We start from the raw sequence: 15,355 nt of genomic DNA, 5'->3' as shown, positions 1-15,355 counted from the left end.
GGTGAGCCTCAGGGGCCGTACTGGCGGTCGATCCAGTCGCGATAGCTGCCGCTCTGCACGCGCGACACCCAGGGCTGATTGTCCAGGTACCAGTGCACGGTCTTGCGAATGCCGCTGGCGAAGGTTTCGGCCGGTCGCCAACCCAGTTCGCGCTCGATCTTGCGCGCGTCGATGGCGTAGCGGCGGTCGTGGCCGGGCCGGTCCTTGACGTAGGTGATCAACTGCTCATGCGGCGTCACCGGCGAACCCGGATGCAGTTCGTCGAGGATGGCGCAGATCAGGCGCACAATGGAGATGTTGGTCTGCTCGTTCCAGCCGCCGACGTTGTAGGTTTCCCCGACCCGGCCGCGCAGCAGCACCTGGCGGATGGCGTCGCAGTGGTCGCCGACGTAGAGCCAGTCGCGGATGTTCATGCCGTCGCCGTAGATCGGCAGCGGCTTGCCGGCCAGGGCGTTGGCGATGACCAGCGGAATGAGTTTTTCGGGAAACTGGTACGGGCCGTAGTTGTTGGAGCAGTTGGTGGTCAGCACCGGCAACCCATAGGTGTGGTGCCAGGCCCGCACCAGGTGATCGGAGGCGGCCTTCGATGCTGAATACGGGCTGTTCGGCTGATAGGGTGTGGTCTCGCTGAACTGCGCGTCGCCCGGCCCCAGGGAGCCGTAAACCTCGTCGGTGGAGACGTGCAGGAAGCGAAACGCCTGCTGCGCCACCGTGTCCAGCCCCGACCAGTAGCGCTGCGCGGCTTCCAGCAGGGTGAAGGTGCCGTTGACGTTGGTTCGGATGAAATCGCCCGGCCCCAGGATGGAGCGGTCGACGTGGCTCTCCGCCGCGAAATGCAGCACGGCGCGCGGCCGGAATTCCTCCAGCAGGCCGCTCACCAGCGCCGCATCGCAGATGTCGCCGCGGCGAAAGATATGGCGCCGGTCGGCTTCGACAGCCGCCAGGTTTTCCAGATTGCCGGCATAGGTCAGCACATCCAGATTGAGAACCGGCTCATCGTTGTGCGCCAGCCAGTCCAGCACGAAATTCGAGCCGATGAAGCCGGCACCGCCCGTCACTAGAATCACAAATGCTCCGTTTGCGCTTGAAGAATCACTGTATTCCTTCGTCCCTGCGCGGTCGCCGGCTTCGCCCGAAAGATGCAGCCATGGCTCATTCCGGGTTGTCGCGCATGAATTCCAGCAAAGTATCGTTCCACTGTCGCGGCCAGGTGATGTGCTCCAGCTGGCCCAGCGCGTCGCCCGCCGCCGTGCCGGGATCGCACTGGGCATTGCACTGATTCACCGCCTTGGTACTGCTGTCCAGAATCACCCCCGACACCAGCGACGGGGCCAAAACACCGCTGCGCAGATCGCTGAGGAACTGCTGCTCGCCCGGGCAGGCGCCGCCAATGTCGCAGGCGCGCGCCATCAGGTAGAACGGCCGCTTGTTGTTGAGGGCAAAAGCCGCCGTCGGACAGGGATCGGAGGGATCGTCGAACGGGCTGGTGGTCGAGTAGACACCGGTGGCGGCGACACCCGGCGTGTTGAGGCCGTAGAAGCTGCCCATGTCGGCGCCCTCCGACCAGCCGGAGACGTAGACGCGGTTGTCGACCACATTGCCGCGCTGCTTGGCCACGGCGATGAAATGGTCGATGGTGGCGAAATCGACATTGAGATAGGGGCTGCTGCGATCGACGTTGCGGTACCAGTGGTCCCAGCCCACACCGGTGTTGAGCGGCGCCGGCAGGAATTGCTGGATGTTGCGGCCCAGCGGCAGCAGCAGGATGAAGCCCGGGGTGGACGCGTCGCCGCTGAGATTGGCGCTGTTGATCTTGTCCAGCAGCCCGGTGGCGAGGATCGAGTCCTGGCCGAACAGGGTGGGATGCAGCCAGACCAGCATCGGCAGCGGTTTGCTGGTGCTGGCGGCTTTCGGAGTGATCAGGCAGGCATGGCGCGGCGTACCCTCGGAGTCGGTCCAGTCGAGGGTATCGCCGCCCTGGTTGTTGCACACCTGTACCAGCAGCGAGAGGGCGTCGTTGATCAAGCCGTCCGGCGACAGCGGCGCCAGCGGCCGCGGCGGCGCGCCGTATGCGGTGCAGCCCTTGGCATCCACCGCCGGGGGACCGGCGTCTGCGCTGTCGGCAGGCGTGGAACTGCCGCCGCAGGCGTGCAGCAGCAATGCCGCCGCCAGCAAAACCAGAGTCCTGTGCTGCCTGAGTTTCATCCCCAATGTCCCATAGCCCCTGTGGTGTTTGTAGTGCCGCATTTTTCTCCCCTTGTCCTTGATATCCAGCGCGAAATCTTCGTTTCGCGGCAAAGATACAGCGGTCTTCGCCATTTCGCAGCGGTAGCCGCCAGTTCGTTATTGTGGCGTCCGTCCCCCGAATGAATCCCGTCCGAGCTGCTCCACCACGTCCGCCGCACGCGCCGCCGCGATCCGTCCCGGCTCGATCAGCCCCTGGTAGCGCCTGCAGGCCTGGCGCACGCCGTCATTCTCCAGCAAGCGTGCCAGGGCCAGTTCCGCCGCGGGCAACTGGCCAAAATCCTTGAGGCTGTCGCCGCAGCCGAGACGGCGCAGGCGCTCGCCGTTGTCGAACTGGTCGTACGCATAGGGCACCACCAGTTGCGGAATGCCCGCCGCCAGCGCCTCCGCCGTGGTGCCGATACCACCGTGATGCACCAGCGCGGCGCTGCGCGGCAGCAGGGAGTTCATCGGCGCGTATTCCCGATAGAGGATTTCCGCCGGCAGGGCGGCGGGAATCTGCTGCGCGGATTTGCTGAGGAAAACCCCGCGCCGGCCCACCCGCCGCAACAACTCCACCGCGGCGGCGAAGAAGGCATGGGCATGGCGCATACCGGTCCCGGCGGTAAACACCACCGGCGGCGTGCCGGCGGCGAGAAACTGCTCCAGCAGCGGATCGGCGGTATGACGGCCTTCGTCGAACAAGGGAAAGCCGGTGAGCGACAGCTTCTCCGCCCAGTCGCTCTGCCGCTGCGCATACCACTCCGGGAACAGGCCCAGCGTGCCCTGCGGCGAGAACACCCGCCGGCTGCGGATGCGCGACACCGGCGACAGACCCAGCTCGGCGCGGAAGCGGTTGAGATCGGGCGCCATCACGCTGTCGATGGCGAAATCAAGCCCACGCAGCAGGGCGGCCCGCGCCGGATACGGCAACCAGGGCGGCACCGGCAGACCCTTGGCCGGACTTCTTGCCGAAAAGAACACCTGCGGCGACAGCACCACGGTCAGCAGCGGCACGCCGCGCCGTTCCTGCACCGCGCGGGCGAATGCCGCGGTGAGCAGGCCGCAAAGGATCAAGGTGTCGCCCTGCACCTGGCCGTCCAGCAGATCGTGCAAGGGCCGCAGCCGCGGCACCACGATTTCCTTCCACGCGGTAACCCGGGCCTTGCTCGAACTCCACATGTCCGGATTGGACGTATTCGCTTCGTACTCCTGTTCGGTGCCGGTGGAGACGAAGCGGAAGCCGAGGCGCTCGACCGGCGCGCGGTACACGTCGTTGGTGCAGACCACGATGTGGTGGCCGCGCTGCGCCAGTTCGCGCCCGACGGCGAAAAACGGGTGCATGTCGCCGGAGGTGCCGTCGTTGACCAGGACAATATTCATGCGGATGCTGGGAGCAGGGCCTAATGCCCGATGGAGGCGGTGGCGCCGGCCGGCGGCCGCGCGAACCAGATCATCACGGCCAGCACCAGGCACAGTGCGCCGGAAACGTAGAACACTTCGTTGGTGGCGATCATGTAGGCCTGCTGCGTCACCAGTTGATCCATCAGCGCGAGGTCGCGGCCGGAGCCGATGCCGCCGGCATGCAGCACGTCCAGATAGTGCCGGGTGGCGGCCGAGGCATGGGTTACCGACTCGGTCAGCACGGCGTGGTGATAGGTGGCGCGGTTGTCCCACACGGTAACGCTGATCGCCGTGCCGAACGCGGCGAACAGATTGCGCATGAAATTGGACAGGCTCGAGGCATCCGCCAGGCGATGGCTGGGCACGCGCGACAGGGTTGCCGTGGTCAGGGGAATGAAGAAGCAGGCCACGCCGAGGCCCTGCACGAAGCGCGGCAGGATCACCTGGCCGAACGACATGTCGAGGGTGAAATGCGAATTCCAGAACAGCACGCCGGCGAACACACAGAAGCCGAAGGAGGACAGCAAGCGCAGGTCGAGCCGGCTCATGTTTTTCGCAATCAGCAGCGAAAAAATCAGGGTCAGCAGCCCTACCGGGGCGGTGGCCAGACCGGCCTGCTCCGCCGTATAGCCCATCAGCGTCTGCAGCCACAGCGGGAAGATCACCGCCACGGTGGAGAACACCATCATGCCGAGCGAGGCCACCGCCACGCATGAAGCGAAAGTGCGCTCCCTGAACAGGCTCAGGTCGATGGCCGGGTGCTTCTCGTACGATTCCCAGATCAGCAGGAAGCCGATGCAGACGAAGGCGATGATGGCCAGGGTGACGATGAAAGAGGACTGGAACCAGGCGCGGTCGCGCCCCAGGTCGAGCATCATCTGCAGCGCGCCGACGCCGAAGACCAGCAGGCCGATGCCGATGGCGTCGATCGGCGGCTTCTCGATCGCCGTCTCGCGTCCCTTCAGCAGGATGGCGCAGCTGGCGAAGGAGAACAGGCCGATCGGCAGGTTGATGTAGAAGATCCACGGCCAGGAATAGGTGTCGATGATCCAGCCGCCGACCACCGGCCCCAGGATCGGCGCGATAACCAGGGTCATGGCCCATAGCGCGATCGCCAGGTTGCGCTGCGTTTCGGGGAAACTTCGCACCAGGATGGTCTGCGACAACGACATCATCGGCCCGGACACCAGGCCCTGCACGATGCGTAGCGCCACCAGCGCGTGGAAGCTCGGGGCCAGCCCGCACAGCATGGATGCGATGGTGAAGAGCAACACCGACAGCAGGAACAGGCGCACTTCACCGACGCGACGCGCCAGCCAGCCGGTCAGCGGCACCACGATGGCGCCCGCCACCGAGTAGGAGCTGATGACCCAGGTGCCCTGGCTGTTGGACACGCCCAGGCTGCCGGCGATGGTGGGCACCGCCACGTTGGCCACGGTGACGTCCAGCACTTCGATGAAGGTGCCCAGCGACAGGCCCAGGGTGAGCAGGGCCAGGTTGAAGCCGCGCAGGGGCTGCAGCACCGACGAAGGAGCGGCAGCGGCCGGGTCGAGGGCAATGGTGCTCATGCGCTCAGCATGGCCGAAACGTCGTCAGCACAACAGACGGTACAGCGATGGCCGGCCCGCGGGCGGGACCGCGTCATCACCGTCCAGCCGATGCCTGCCGGACCGCGGGCCTGCTCGCCGCCTCGACAAAATCGACCGCCTTGCCGCAGGCCACTTCGCTGCTGTCGACGCGCGCCTGCAATTCCTTGCACTTCGCCGTCACCGCGGGATCTTCCAGCAAGTGCTGCAGCGCTTCAGTCAGCGGCTGCGCCTGTGCCGGCGCATCCAGCCGCACGCCGCAACCCAGGCGCTCCAGGCGCGTGGAATTGTCGAACTGGTCGTGGGCGAAGGGTGTGGCCAGTTGCGGAATGCCCGCGGCGAAGGCCAGCGCGGTGGTGCCGATGCCGCCGTGATGCACCAGTGCCGCGGTGTGCGGCAGCAGCACGCTCATCGGCACATAGGGACGCAGCAGGATTTCCGGCGGCAGCGGCGGCACCTGGCGCTCGTCCTTGGTCAGGAAGATGCCGCGGCGGCCCAGCTTGCGCAGGGCCTGCAGTGCGGTGAGGAAGAAGCTCTGCCCTTCCAGCATGGTCGAGCCCGGCGTGAACACCACCGGCGCGGAACCGGCCGCGAGGAATTCCTCCAGTCCGGCGTCCATCTGGTGAAAGCCGGCCTCGTCGAACAGGGGAAAGCCGGTGAGTGCGATCTGTGAGGGCCAGTCGCTCTGCGGCGGCGCGAACCAGTCCGGGAACAGGCCCAGCACGCCCTGCGGCGAGTGCATCCAGCGCCCCATGATGCGCGAAGCCGGCGCCAGGCCCAGCTCGCCGCGCAGACGGTTCAGTTCGGGGCCGCAGATGCGGTCGAGCACGCCGCGCTCGATCAGCCACAGGATGGCGGACTTGAGGCTGTCCGGCAGCGTGTCCGGAATGGTGAAGCGCTTGTGCACCGGCGGCGACTTGGCGGAAAGGATGGTGGACGGCGACACCTGCGCGGTGATCAGGGGCACGCCCAGCTTTTCCTGCACCAGCCTGGCGCTGAATGCCCAAAGGGAGCCCACCAGGACGGTGTCGTCGTCGCATTCCGCGACCAGGGTTTCGAACAGCGGCCGCAGGGTCGAGGCGATGACCTGCCACAAGGTCGGCAGCGAGGTGCGTGGATTCCACAGCGCCGGATTGCCCATCGCCGTGTTGTATTCCTCCGCCGTGCCGACCGGCAGGAAACGCAGGCCGCAACGCTCCACCAGGGGCTGGAACACCGGGTTGGCGCAGAACGAGACGCGATGGCCTCGCTCCTTGAAGCTGCGCCCCAGGCCCAGGAAGGGATGGACGTCGCCGGCGGAACCGATTGCGATGATGAGAATATGCATAGCGCCAATTGATCTGGAAACTTCAGCCCGATATCAGGCACGGGCCCGCCGACATCGTGTCGGCGAGCCGCTCAGGCAGTGACAATAATTTTCAACTAGTGGCAAACGCCGGCCCGAACGAGCGCACTACGTCCACCGCGCTGGCCGCCGTTTCCGCCGCGTTCTCTGCCTTGGCTTCGGCTTTGGCCTCCGCCGCATCGAGCAGGAATTCGTTGGTGATGCGGCGCACCTCCCCCCAGCTGCGCTTGTTTTCCAGGTCAAGGAAATGCCCGGTAGCCGGCACGGTGACGAAGCGGCTGTGGCGAATGTACTGCGACAGCGGACGGATATCGCTGGCCGTCGTGTATTCGTCCAGTTCACCGTTGACGAACAGCACGGGAATCTTGATGCCGACAAAGCGATTGACGTAGCGCTGCGAATCGAGCTGGCGGATCTGCTGCATGTGGAACGCGATCTGCGCGTACTCGTGCTCCGCCAGATTGCTCAGGTAGCGGTAGTTGTAGAGCTTGAGCAGCCGCGGCAGATACTTGCCCACCGTGCTGTTGAGCAAGGCCGAGGCGCCGGCCTGGTCGTTGGACTCCAGGTACTGCTGGCCCTTGTCCAGGTAATCCAGCATCGCCGCATTCAGCTTCGGCGAGAACGAGCCGATCACCGCCTTCTTCACCGATTTCGGCGCGCGCGACAGCGCCAGCAGCGCCGCGACGCCGCCCCAGGAAATGGAGATCAGATGGCTCGGTTCGAAGCGGCCGATGAGGAACGACAGGATATCGACCTCGTCGTCCTTGGTCAGCAGGGCGCTGTTGGCGTTGTGCTGCTTCGACTGGCCGGCATACGGCAGGTCGTAGAGCACGACGTTGAAGTTTTCTTTCAGATACTTGACGGTCTGATTGAACGAGGTGGTGGTCGCCAGGGCGCCGTTCACCAGGATGACCGTCTCGAATGAAGGATTGATCCGGTAGTGTTCAACGTAAACCTTGAACCCACCCGGGACGCTGATCAGCAGAGTTTCCGGTTCCATATGTTTAGTTTCCCTTCGCCACGACAGTGCTTAAAAACGGTTCAAAATCCGTTTACCGCTTCCAAACGCGCTCTTGATTTTTTTGTTTTTCTAACAGGACAGCTGGTAACCCGCGCGTACCCGCGGCTACCGCACGTCCTCCTCGCTCGCACTGTCACGATCGGACGCCGGATGGCGCGACCGCGGACGGCCTGCAGTTGACCGCCTCGGGTAACCGCGGAAGAATTTCCCGCGATCCCCCTCGTCTACTGCATGCCGCGTGCCAAGATTTGAATCATCGCTCAGCAACAGGCGCGCGCCATGCAAAAAATCCGAAAATGACCCACACTCCGACATGCGCTGCGATGCAGCCACATCGCCTCGCCACTCTGCCAGCCTAGTACTACACGCAGCTTACGGGACGAATATTTACAATTCTTGAACAGTCCGACGTTCGACTCAGGCGCACCCCCCATCACCGATCGCAGGCGCCGGACGGCACGTCGCGCTCACGCCAGTTTGGACGCGCCAAGCTGGCGCCTTCTGGGCTTCATTCCTTGCGCCCAGCCTGCTGGCCGGCAGCGGGCGCTACTTTACCCGCGAGCAATCGTCGCAGCCAGGGCTTTACTAAGAATTATTTTTTGACATATGCGCGTCATGCGCAGCCGGTACTACGCACTGGCGCCAACGGCGGGCGCGCACTAACATCCTGCCGGCCTTAGGGCATTCCGGCATAGAATGCCGCCGCTTCCGGATCATCCGGTCAGGGCTTGGCACGGCGGCTGCGAAGCTTATCCAGCCACCACCGAACCGTCTCTGCCATGCCGTCAGGCCTGTATCCGCATCACGCAAGACCTCAATGACCCTGTCCCGCCCCGCTTCGCCCCGGCAGCACCTGCGCTTCAAGCACCTGGCGGCAGCAATGCTGCTGCTCGGCCTGTCGGGCTGCGCCAATTACTTCGGCATCCACGCGATCGAGCCGCTGGCGCAGCCTGGGACCTACCAGGCTCATTCGAGCCTGGCCGGCAGCGGCGGTACCTGGCCGGATTCCGGCTGGGTGAAACAGTTCGGCGATGCGCAACTGGTAGCGCTGACCGCCGAAGCGCTGGCGCACAATCCGGACATCCAGAGTGCGCGGGCGCGCATCGCCGCGGCGCGGGCACAGGCCGAGGGTGCGCATGGCGCTGCCCTGCCCAGCGCCTACATCTCGGCCAATGCCGACCGCAGCTATATCTATCAGGACATCGGACTGCAGACGCCCTCCGGCCCTACCCAGCCCGGCAGCACTTGGTCCAATTCCGGCCAGGCGCTGCTCGGCCTGACCTATGAGCTCGACCTGTGGGGCAAGAACAGCGCGACGCTGGCGCGCGCCGTGTCGCAGGGCAAGGCCGCAGAAGCACAGGAGCAACAGGCGCGGCTGTCGCTGACCGCCGCGCTGGCCAGCGCCTATAACCAGCTGGCGCAGCAATACGCCACGCGCGACGTGATTGAGCAGCTCGCCAAACAGCGCGAAGGGTTAAGCCGCCTTTCCGACACGCGCCTGAAAGCCGGGCTGGACAGCGAGCTGGAACAAAGCCAGGCGGCGCAGAGCGCCGCCGAGATGCGCACCCAGCTGGCTCAGCTCGACGAGCAGATCCTGCTCACGCGTTACCAGCTCGGCGCCCTGCTCGGCCAGGGCCCCGATCGCGGCCTGAGCATCGCGCGACCGCAGCTGGCCAACCTGCCGCCGCCCAGGCTGCCGGACAATATTCCGCTCGACCTGCTTGGACGCCGTCCGGACATCGTTGCCGCACGCTGGCAGGTGGAAGCCGCCAACCAGCAGACGCGGGTGGCGAAGGCGCGCTTCTATCCGGACGTCAATCTGTCGGCCTTCGCCGGCTACTTCTCCTTCGGCCTCAGCGATCTGGGTAACTCCTATGCCAAGGGCTTCGGAGTCGGGCCCGCGGTCACGCTGCCGATTTTCGAAGGCGGCCAGTTGCGCGCCAACCTCAAGGGCGAATACGCCCAATACGATACCGCCGTCGCCAGCTACAACCAGACGCTGAACAGCGCGCTCACCGACGTCGCCAATCAGATCGCCTCGGTGCGCGCGGCGGAGCTGCAACTGCAATCGCAGACCCAGGCCCTGCAACAGAGCGAGCGCGGCTACGCCATGGTGCGGCAGCGTTACGGCGCCGGCCTCGCCTCGGAGTTGACCCTGCTCAACGCCCAGGCCGGCATGCTCGGCACGCGGCAGCGCAGCATCGATCTGGAAGCACGCCGCCGCAACCTGCAGATCGCGTTGATCAAGTCGCTCGGCGGCGGCTTCGACGCGCGGGCCGCCGGCCTGGCCCTGAACGAGCCTGCGGATGCGCAGCACCGCCCCAATAAACAATGACGCATTGCCGATCCAGGAACATGAACGATGAGTGAGTCCGCAGCGCCCGAGCAGAACGGCTTCGAGGACCGCAGGCGGCAACGCGCCATGCTGGCGTTCGGCGCAGCCGTCGTCATTGCCGGCTTGCTTTACGGCCTGTACTGGCTGTTTCACGCCCGCTTCTACGAAGACACCGACAACGCCTATGTCAGCGGCAACGTGGTGCAGATCACGCCGCAGGTCGGCGGCATGGTAGTCGGCGTCAACGTCGACGACACGCAGCCGGTGAAGGCCGGTCAGCCGCTGGTGCAGATCGATCCTACCGACGCGCAGGTGGCGCTGGCACAGGCCGAGGCCGACCTGGCGCAGACAGTTCGGCAGGTGCGCACGCTCTACGGCAATAACGACCAGTACAGCGCCACCGTGGCCGCGCGCGAAACCGAACTGGCGAGGGCGCAGGAGGATTTCCGCCGGCGCCAGCTGGCGGGCGGCGCAGTATCCCGCGAGGAACTCGATCACGCCCGCGACGCGGTGAAGGCCGCCAACGCCAACCTGGTCGTGGCCAGGACACAGCTCAGCTCCAACCAGGCGCTCAGCGGCTCAGGCGCCGTCGCCGAGCACCCAAACGTGCTGCAGGCTGCCGCCCGCGTGCGCAATGCTTATCTCAACTATGTCCGCACCAATGTACCCTCACCGGTGGACGGCTATGTGGCGCAGCGCGCGGCGCAGGTCGGCCAGCGGGTCGCGCCCGGCAGCGTGCTGATGTCCGTGGTGCCCCTCAACCAGGTCTGGGTCGATGCCAATTTCACCGAGGTGCGGCTGGAGCGCGTCCGCATCGGCCAGCCGGTGACGCTCACCGCCGACCTGTACGGCGGTGACGTGCGCTATCACGGCAAGGTTGCCGGCTTCTCCCCGGGAACCGGCGGCGCCTTCGCCCTGCTGCCGGCCCAGAACGCTACCGGCAACTGGATCAAGGTGGTGCAGCGCCTGCCGGTGCGGATCAGCCTCGACCCGCAGGAACTGATCGATCATCCGTTGCGCATCGGCCTGTCGATGCGGGCGACCATCGACGTACATGACCTGAGCGGCAAGGACATCGCCACTGCCCCGGCCGTGCCTGTCCATCAGACCGATGTCTACGCGCTGGAAGCGCACAAGGCGGATGAACTGGTGGCGAAGATCGTCCAGGACAATATAGGCGAACCGGCTTCCGCCGCACCGGCCGGAGTCAAGCCCTAGCCGCGATTCTGCGAACCCGGTATTACACCGGGCGCCGCGACCAAATGAAGGAACCGCACCGCCGCTTCATCGCGGTGCATGGTTTCGGCCAGTAATACCGGGATGGACCCGGCAAGAATGGCGCTCCTACCGGGATTCGAACCCGGGTTTAAGCCTTGAGAGGGCTCCGTCCTAGGCCTCTAGACGATAGGAGCGTTGCAAGGCGCGCATTATAGGGGAGGCCGCGGCGCGACACAAAAAGCGTGCGGGCCGCGGCGGCCGGGCGCGTTTCAGCGGAACATCAGCACCATCAGGTCCGCCGTCAGGGCCGGGGTGGCCCCGCCCTCCACTTCCAGTTCCACCGCCGCGGTAACCAGGCTCTGGGTCTCGTTGAGCGGCGCAACCCCGGCGATGCCGGCGCGGGCGCGAACCCGCGCCCCGGCCAGCACCGGCGCCCGGAAACGTACGTTGTTGACGGCGGTATTGATGGCGCCGGTGGCGTCCTCCGGAATGCCACCGAGGTCCGCCACCAGCTTGGCCAGCACCGACAGCACCAGGAAGCCATGCGCCACCGGCGCGCCGTAGGGGCTTTCCCGGCGGCAACGCTCGGCGTCGACGTGCATCCACTGCCGGTCCCCGGTGCAGTCCGCGAACAGGTTGATCTGCTCCTGGCTGATCACGGTCCAGTCGGTGACGCCCAGTTCCTTGCCGATGAAATCCGACAAGGAGTCGAAAAGGTACTTTTTACGCACGGCCATCGGCCAGCGATCTCCCATTTTGAATTCAGCTCCCGCCGGAATGCCCTGGTGGATGCCGGATTGCGTCCCGTCACGCGACCCTGGGTTCCAATCCTAACGCAGGAACCGGGCCGTCATGGGCGGATCCAGGCATCGGGAGTCCCGGCTGGTACCGTATACCGGTTTGATGCGAACGGAATATGACGGCCGGCCCGCCGGGCGGCAATCGAGTCGCGGACTCCCGGCAAGGGCAGCCGGCATGCGGCCCGGAAGCCGCCCAGGTTCGGGAACGTCGGCGGGGCTTGGGCCGGTCGTTTTTGCGCCGACTTCAGAAAAACAGGCGCACCACCACGAAACCCGTAGCGAAACCGACCAGCAGGGCCCACAAGGCCCAGTGCGCGCGCCGGGTCAATTTGCGGCGATGCTCGCGCGGGCTGATATAGAAAATGCCACTACGATCAAGCAGTGAAGGATCGTCGTCCGCCATGTTCTCCCCCAGAGCGCAACCGCCAGTTTGTACAATACCCGCTTCCGGCAAGCTGCTGGAATCGTGGCAAGTAGTCCACCCATCCTACGCTTCTGCGACGCACCACACCATGACAGCCCCCGCCCTCCCCGCTTCGCCCTGGCGACGCCTGGCCGCCGCCTGCTACGACGGCCTGCTGCTGGTAGCGCTGTGGATGGTGGTCCTGCTCGCCAGCCTGTTCGCGCACAGCCTGTTGGGAGTGGCCCGTAACGACCATGCCAATTCGCTGCTCCTGTTCCTCACCGGGCTGTCCTTTTTCGGCTGGTCCTGGACCCACGGGGGACAGACGCTGGGAATGCGCTCCTGGCGCCTGCAACTGGTGCGCGCCGACGGCGCGGCCGTGCGCTGGCCGGTGGCCGCGGTGCGCTATACCCTGATGCTGGCAAGCTGGCTGATCGCTCTGGCGGTGCCGATACTGCCGGCGCTGCCTGTCGCCGTCACGGCGACCATGCCGTACCGCGTCGAAGCGACGGGCGCCTGTGCGGCCTACACCTTCATTGCGGTGGCGTTCCTGCTGCTCGACGGCAGGCGCCGCGCATTCTATGACCGCCTGACCAGCACCGAGATCGTGGTGCTGCCCCGCCCGGCTTAACGCGACCGCGACAGCCGCCACCAGGACAGCAGGGCCAGTCCCAGGGTCGGCAATCCGGCCGCCAGCGGCGCCGGCCACTGGTAGATATCGCCGAGGCTGACCGACACCTTGTTGACGACATAGAAGACGATGCCGACCAGGGCGCCCGCCAGCAGTTTCTGGCCGGCCCCCGCGTCGCGCAGCTGGCCGATGACGAATGGCACCGCAAACAGCATCATGACCATCACCGTCAGCGGTTCGGTCAGTTTGCGCCACAACAGCAAGCGGTATTTGGAGGCGTCGAGGTGGTTTTCGTCCATGTAGCCGATGAGCCGCACCAGACCGTGCGCCGACAGGCTGCCGGCTTCGAGGATGAACAGCTTCAGTACGTTGGGGCTGATGCCGTTGCCCAGATCCATCTGGTCGAGCACGGTGACGGTGGTGTGGTCATCGGCGAAATCGGTGCGCTTCACCCCCGACAGCCGCCAGTGGCCATCGGCGTAGACCCCCTCGTCGACGGTCAATGCGGCTTCCAGGCGGCCGTCGCCGCCCAGCCTGAACACCGTGACGTCGCCGATGTGGTCCTCGCTCTGCAGTTTGCTGATGCGCACCACGCGGTCGGCATCGCGCAGCCATACCGACTTGCCGGCATTGCCGCCGCTGCCGCGCGAGCTGTCGCGTAGTTCGGTGGCCACGGCCTCGCTGGTCGGCGCCAGCCAGTCGCCGAGGAAGAAGGCGAAGACCGCCAGCCCCGCCCCGGCGATGAGGGTCGCCCCGCCGATGCGGGACAAGGACACGCCGGCCGAACGCATCGCGGTCAGCTCGCCGCTGCGCGACAGCGCGCCGATGCCCATCAGGGTGCCGAGCAGCGCCACGATCGGCATCAGGATGTAAAGGCTGCTGGGAATCATCAGCAGGCTGTATTCCAGCACCTGCAGCACGCCGTAACTGCCCTTGCCGGTCTCGTTGACGTCGGAAACGAACACCACCAGGGTGTAGATCGAAACCAGGCCCAGCGCGACGATGCCGGTCAGCTGCAATACGTGGCTGATCACATAGCGGTCGAGACGGTTGATCATCGCAGCCACCCCTGCCGGCGCGCGATCAGCACCAGGGCGACGCTCAGCATCAGGCCATGCACCCACCACAGGCCCAGCATCGGCGGCACCTTGCCCTTGCCGACCCAGGTGGCGCCGAAGCTGATCAGGTTGAGGTAGACCAGCACCGCCAGGATGCCCAGCACCAACTTGCCGTAGCGGCCCTGGCGCGGCCGCAGATGGGACAGCGGCACCGCCAGCAGCGCCAGGATCAGCACCGACAGCGGCGCCGCCAGGCGCGACTGCAATTCGGCCTGGTCGCGCGGATCGGCGCTGCCCATCAGGTCGCTGGTGGGGCTGAGCACGCGCTGGTTGTTGATGTAGTCGAAGGCCGGGGGCGACAGGCGCAGGGTCAGTTCCTTGAACTTGACCACATCGTATTCAGCCGTACCCGGGATGCCGGAATAGCGGTAGCCGTCGAACAGCCGCACCGAGCGGTCCCCGGTGGCGGGGTCGCTGTTCTGCTCGCCACGGGTGGCCACCACCACGCTGCTGCCGTGGGCTTCCTCGATCTGGGCGAACACCTGCCCGAACTGGGTGCCGTCGGGATTCATCGAAGCGGTATAGAACACCGCCTTGCCGCCGGCGGTGGGCTTGAATTGCCCGGGCTCGAACGGGGTGTATTGCACCAGCCGCTTGGCGTCCTTGACCAGGAAGTCGGCTTGCCGCCCGGCCCAGGGACCGATGGAAAACGACAGCGCCGCGGTCAGCCCCGCCAGCAGCACCGCCAGCCACAGGAAGGGCCGGTACAGCCGGCCGAGGCCGACGCCGCAGCCGGTCATGGCGGCGATCTCGTTATCGCTGTAAAGACGACCCAGCGACATCATGATGGCCAGCAGCAACGAAGCCGGGATCAGGATGACGAGATAGCGCAGGGTCGACAGCAGGGCCACGTTGAGCAGCAGGTCGCGCGGCAGATCGCCCTTGGCGGCGATGCCCAGCACGCTGGCGAAACGAGTCGACAGCATGATGGCGAGCAGCACGAAGGTGACCGCGAACCAGGCGGTCGCCGCTTCACGCATCAGGTATCGGTCGAGGACCAGTCGGTTCATGAGCCGGGAAGTTTAACTGCTGCCGACCGGCAGCGGGGATGGGGAGCGAACGGGCAAACGGATTCTTGCACCTGGCCGGTGCGGACGGGCCAAAGTGGTCGCCGCCTCTGGCGATTTTCGAAGAATGGCTTACAATCAGCGCCGCATCCGAAACAGCCGGTAAAAATCAGGAATACTCCAGGCCGCCCCGCTCACCCGGGCCGCCCGGCACGAGGCTTGCAGCCCCACACCGGCTTTTGCCTGTTTTCAAGCGTTCTACCG

The 15,355-nt window shown here is 65.8% G+C and carries 13 protein-coding genes and 1 tRNA gene; 3 read left to right on the top strand and 11 right to left on the bottom strand.

Annotation, left to right across the window (positions count from 1 at the left end; all coding sequences use genetic code 11):
* Positions 1–8: 8 nt before the first annotated feature.
* The 6 genes from rfbB to BP26_RS0101465 form a co-directional block, all read right to left on the bottom strand.
* Complete coding sequence (rfbB, locus tag BP26_RS0101490) at positions 9–1,067, bottom strand: dTDP-glucose 4,6-dehydratase (protein WP_029918809.1); 1,059 nt, start codon at positions 1,065–1,067, stop codon at positions 9–11.
* Between the two features lie 85 nt (positions 1,068–1,152).
* The gene (locus BP26_RS0101485) at positions 1,153–2,205 is read right to left on the bottom strand and encodes an alpha/beta hydrolase family protein (protein ID WP_157572303.1); all 1,053 of its coding nucleotides are present in this window, start codon (positions 2,203–2,205) and stop codon (positions 1,153–1,155) included.
* 138 nt (positions 2,206–2,343) lie between these two features.
* A complete protein-coding gene (locus BP26_RS0101480; RefSeq protein WP_051748023.1) occupies positions 2,344–3,606 on the bottom strand; it encodes a glycosyltransferase in 1,263 nt (420 codons plus the stop codon).
* 20 nt (positions 3,607–3,626) lie between these two features.
* Positions 3,627–5,195 (bottom strand): DHA2 family efflux MFS transporter permease subunit, encoded by a 1,569-nt coding sequence (locus BP26_RS0101475; RefSeq protein ID WP_029918806.1) that lies wholly within the window; start codon positions 5,193–5,195, stop codon positions 3,627–3,629.
* 76 nt (positions 5,196–5,271) lie between these two features.
* On the bottom strand, positions 5,272–6,540 hold the full coding sequence (locus tag BP26_RS0101470; protein ID WP_029918805.1) for a glycosyltransferase: 1,269 nt from the start codon (positions 6,538–6,540) through the stop codon (positions 5,272–5,274).
* Between the two features lie 91 nt (positions 6,541–6,631).
* Positions 6,632–7,558, bottom strand: a complete 927-nt coding sequence (locus tag BP26_RS0101465) for an alpha/beta fold hydrolase (RefSeq protein WP_029918804.1) — start codon at positions 7,556–7,558, stop codon at positions 6,632–6,634.
* A gap of 838 nt (positions 7,559–8,396) precedes the next feature.
* Here BP26_RS0101465 and BP26_RS0101460 point away from each other — a divergent pair.
* On the top strand, positions 8,397–9,914 hold the full coding sequence (locus BP26_RS0101460; protein ID WP_029918803.1) for an efflux transporter outer membrane subunit: 1,518 nt from the start codon (positions 8,397–8,399) through the stop codon (positions 9,912–9,914).
* Between the two features lie 27 nt (positions 9,915–9,941).
* Positions 9,942–11,132: an HlyD family secretion protein gene (locus BP26_RS0101455; RefSeq protein WP_036515789.1), complete on the top strand. Its 1,191-nt coding sequence runs from the start codon at positions 9,942–9,944 to the stop codon at positions 11,130–11,132.
* Positions 11,133–11,250: 118 nt separating this feature from the next.
* Here the strand turns inward: BP26_RS0101455 and BP26_RS0101450 are convergent.
* The 3 genes from BP26_RS0101450 to BP26_RS30020 form a co-directional block, all read right to left on the bottom strand.
* Positions 11,251–11,326: transfer RNA gene (locus BP26_RS0101450), tRNA-Glu, on the bottom strand.
* 75 nt (positions 11,327–11,401) lie between these two features.
* Complete coding sequence (locus BP26_RS0101445; RefSeq protein ID WP_029918801.1) at positions 11,402–11,869, bottom strand: MaoC family dehydratase; 468 nt, start codon at positions 11,867–11,869, stop codon at positions 11,402–11,404.
* Between the two features lie 307 nt (positions 11,870–12,176).
* The gene (locus tag BP26_RS30020) at positions 12,177–12,335 is read right to left on the bottom strand and encodes a hypothetical protein (RefSeq protein ID WP_169740620.1); all 159 of its coding nucleotides are present in this window, start codon (positions 12,333–12,335) and stop codon (positions 12,177–12,179) included.
* 109 nt (positions 12,336–12,444) lie between these two features.
* On the opposite strand from BP26_RS30020, the gene BP26_RS27225 reads away from it, so the two are divergent.
* A complete protein-coding gene (locus tag BP26_RS27225; RefSeq protein ID WP_051748020.1) occupies positions 12,445–12,966 on the top strand; it encodes an RDD family protein in 522 nt (173 codons plus the stop codon).
* Here BP26_RS27225 and lptG read toward each other — a convergent pair.
* The gene (gene lptG, locus BP26_RS0101430) at positions 12,963–14,024 is read right to left on the bottom strand and encodes an LPS export ABC transporter permease LptG (protein WP_029918799.1); all 1,062 of its coding nucleotides are present in this window, start codon (positions 14,022–14,024) and stop codon (positions 12,963–12,965) included. The two genes, BP26_RS27225 and lptG, sit on opposite strands and share 4 nt — an antisense overlap.
* Positions 14,021–15,094, bottom strand: coding sequence for an LPS export ABC transporter permease LptF (lptF, locus tag BP26_RS0101425; RefSeq protein ID WP_029918798.1), 1,074 nt, complete (start codon positions 15,092–15,094; stop codon positions 14,021–14,023). Before lptF ends, lptG begins: the two co-directional genes overlap by 4 nt.
* Positions 15,095–15,355 lie beyond the last annotated feature (261 nt).

This window comes from Nevskia soli DSM 19509, from assembly GCF_000711955.1.
GTDB classification, from domain to species: Bacteria; Pseudomonadota; Gammaproteobacteria; order Nevskiales; family Nevskiaceae; genus Nevskia; species Nevskia soli.
Note: the sequence above shows the minus strand (reverse complement) of the source record. Positions and strands in the feature narration are given on the sequence as shown.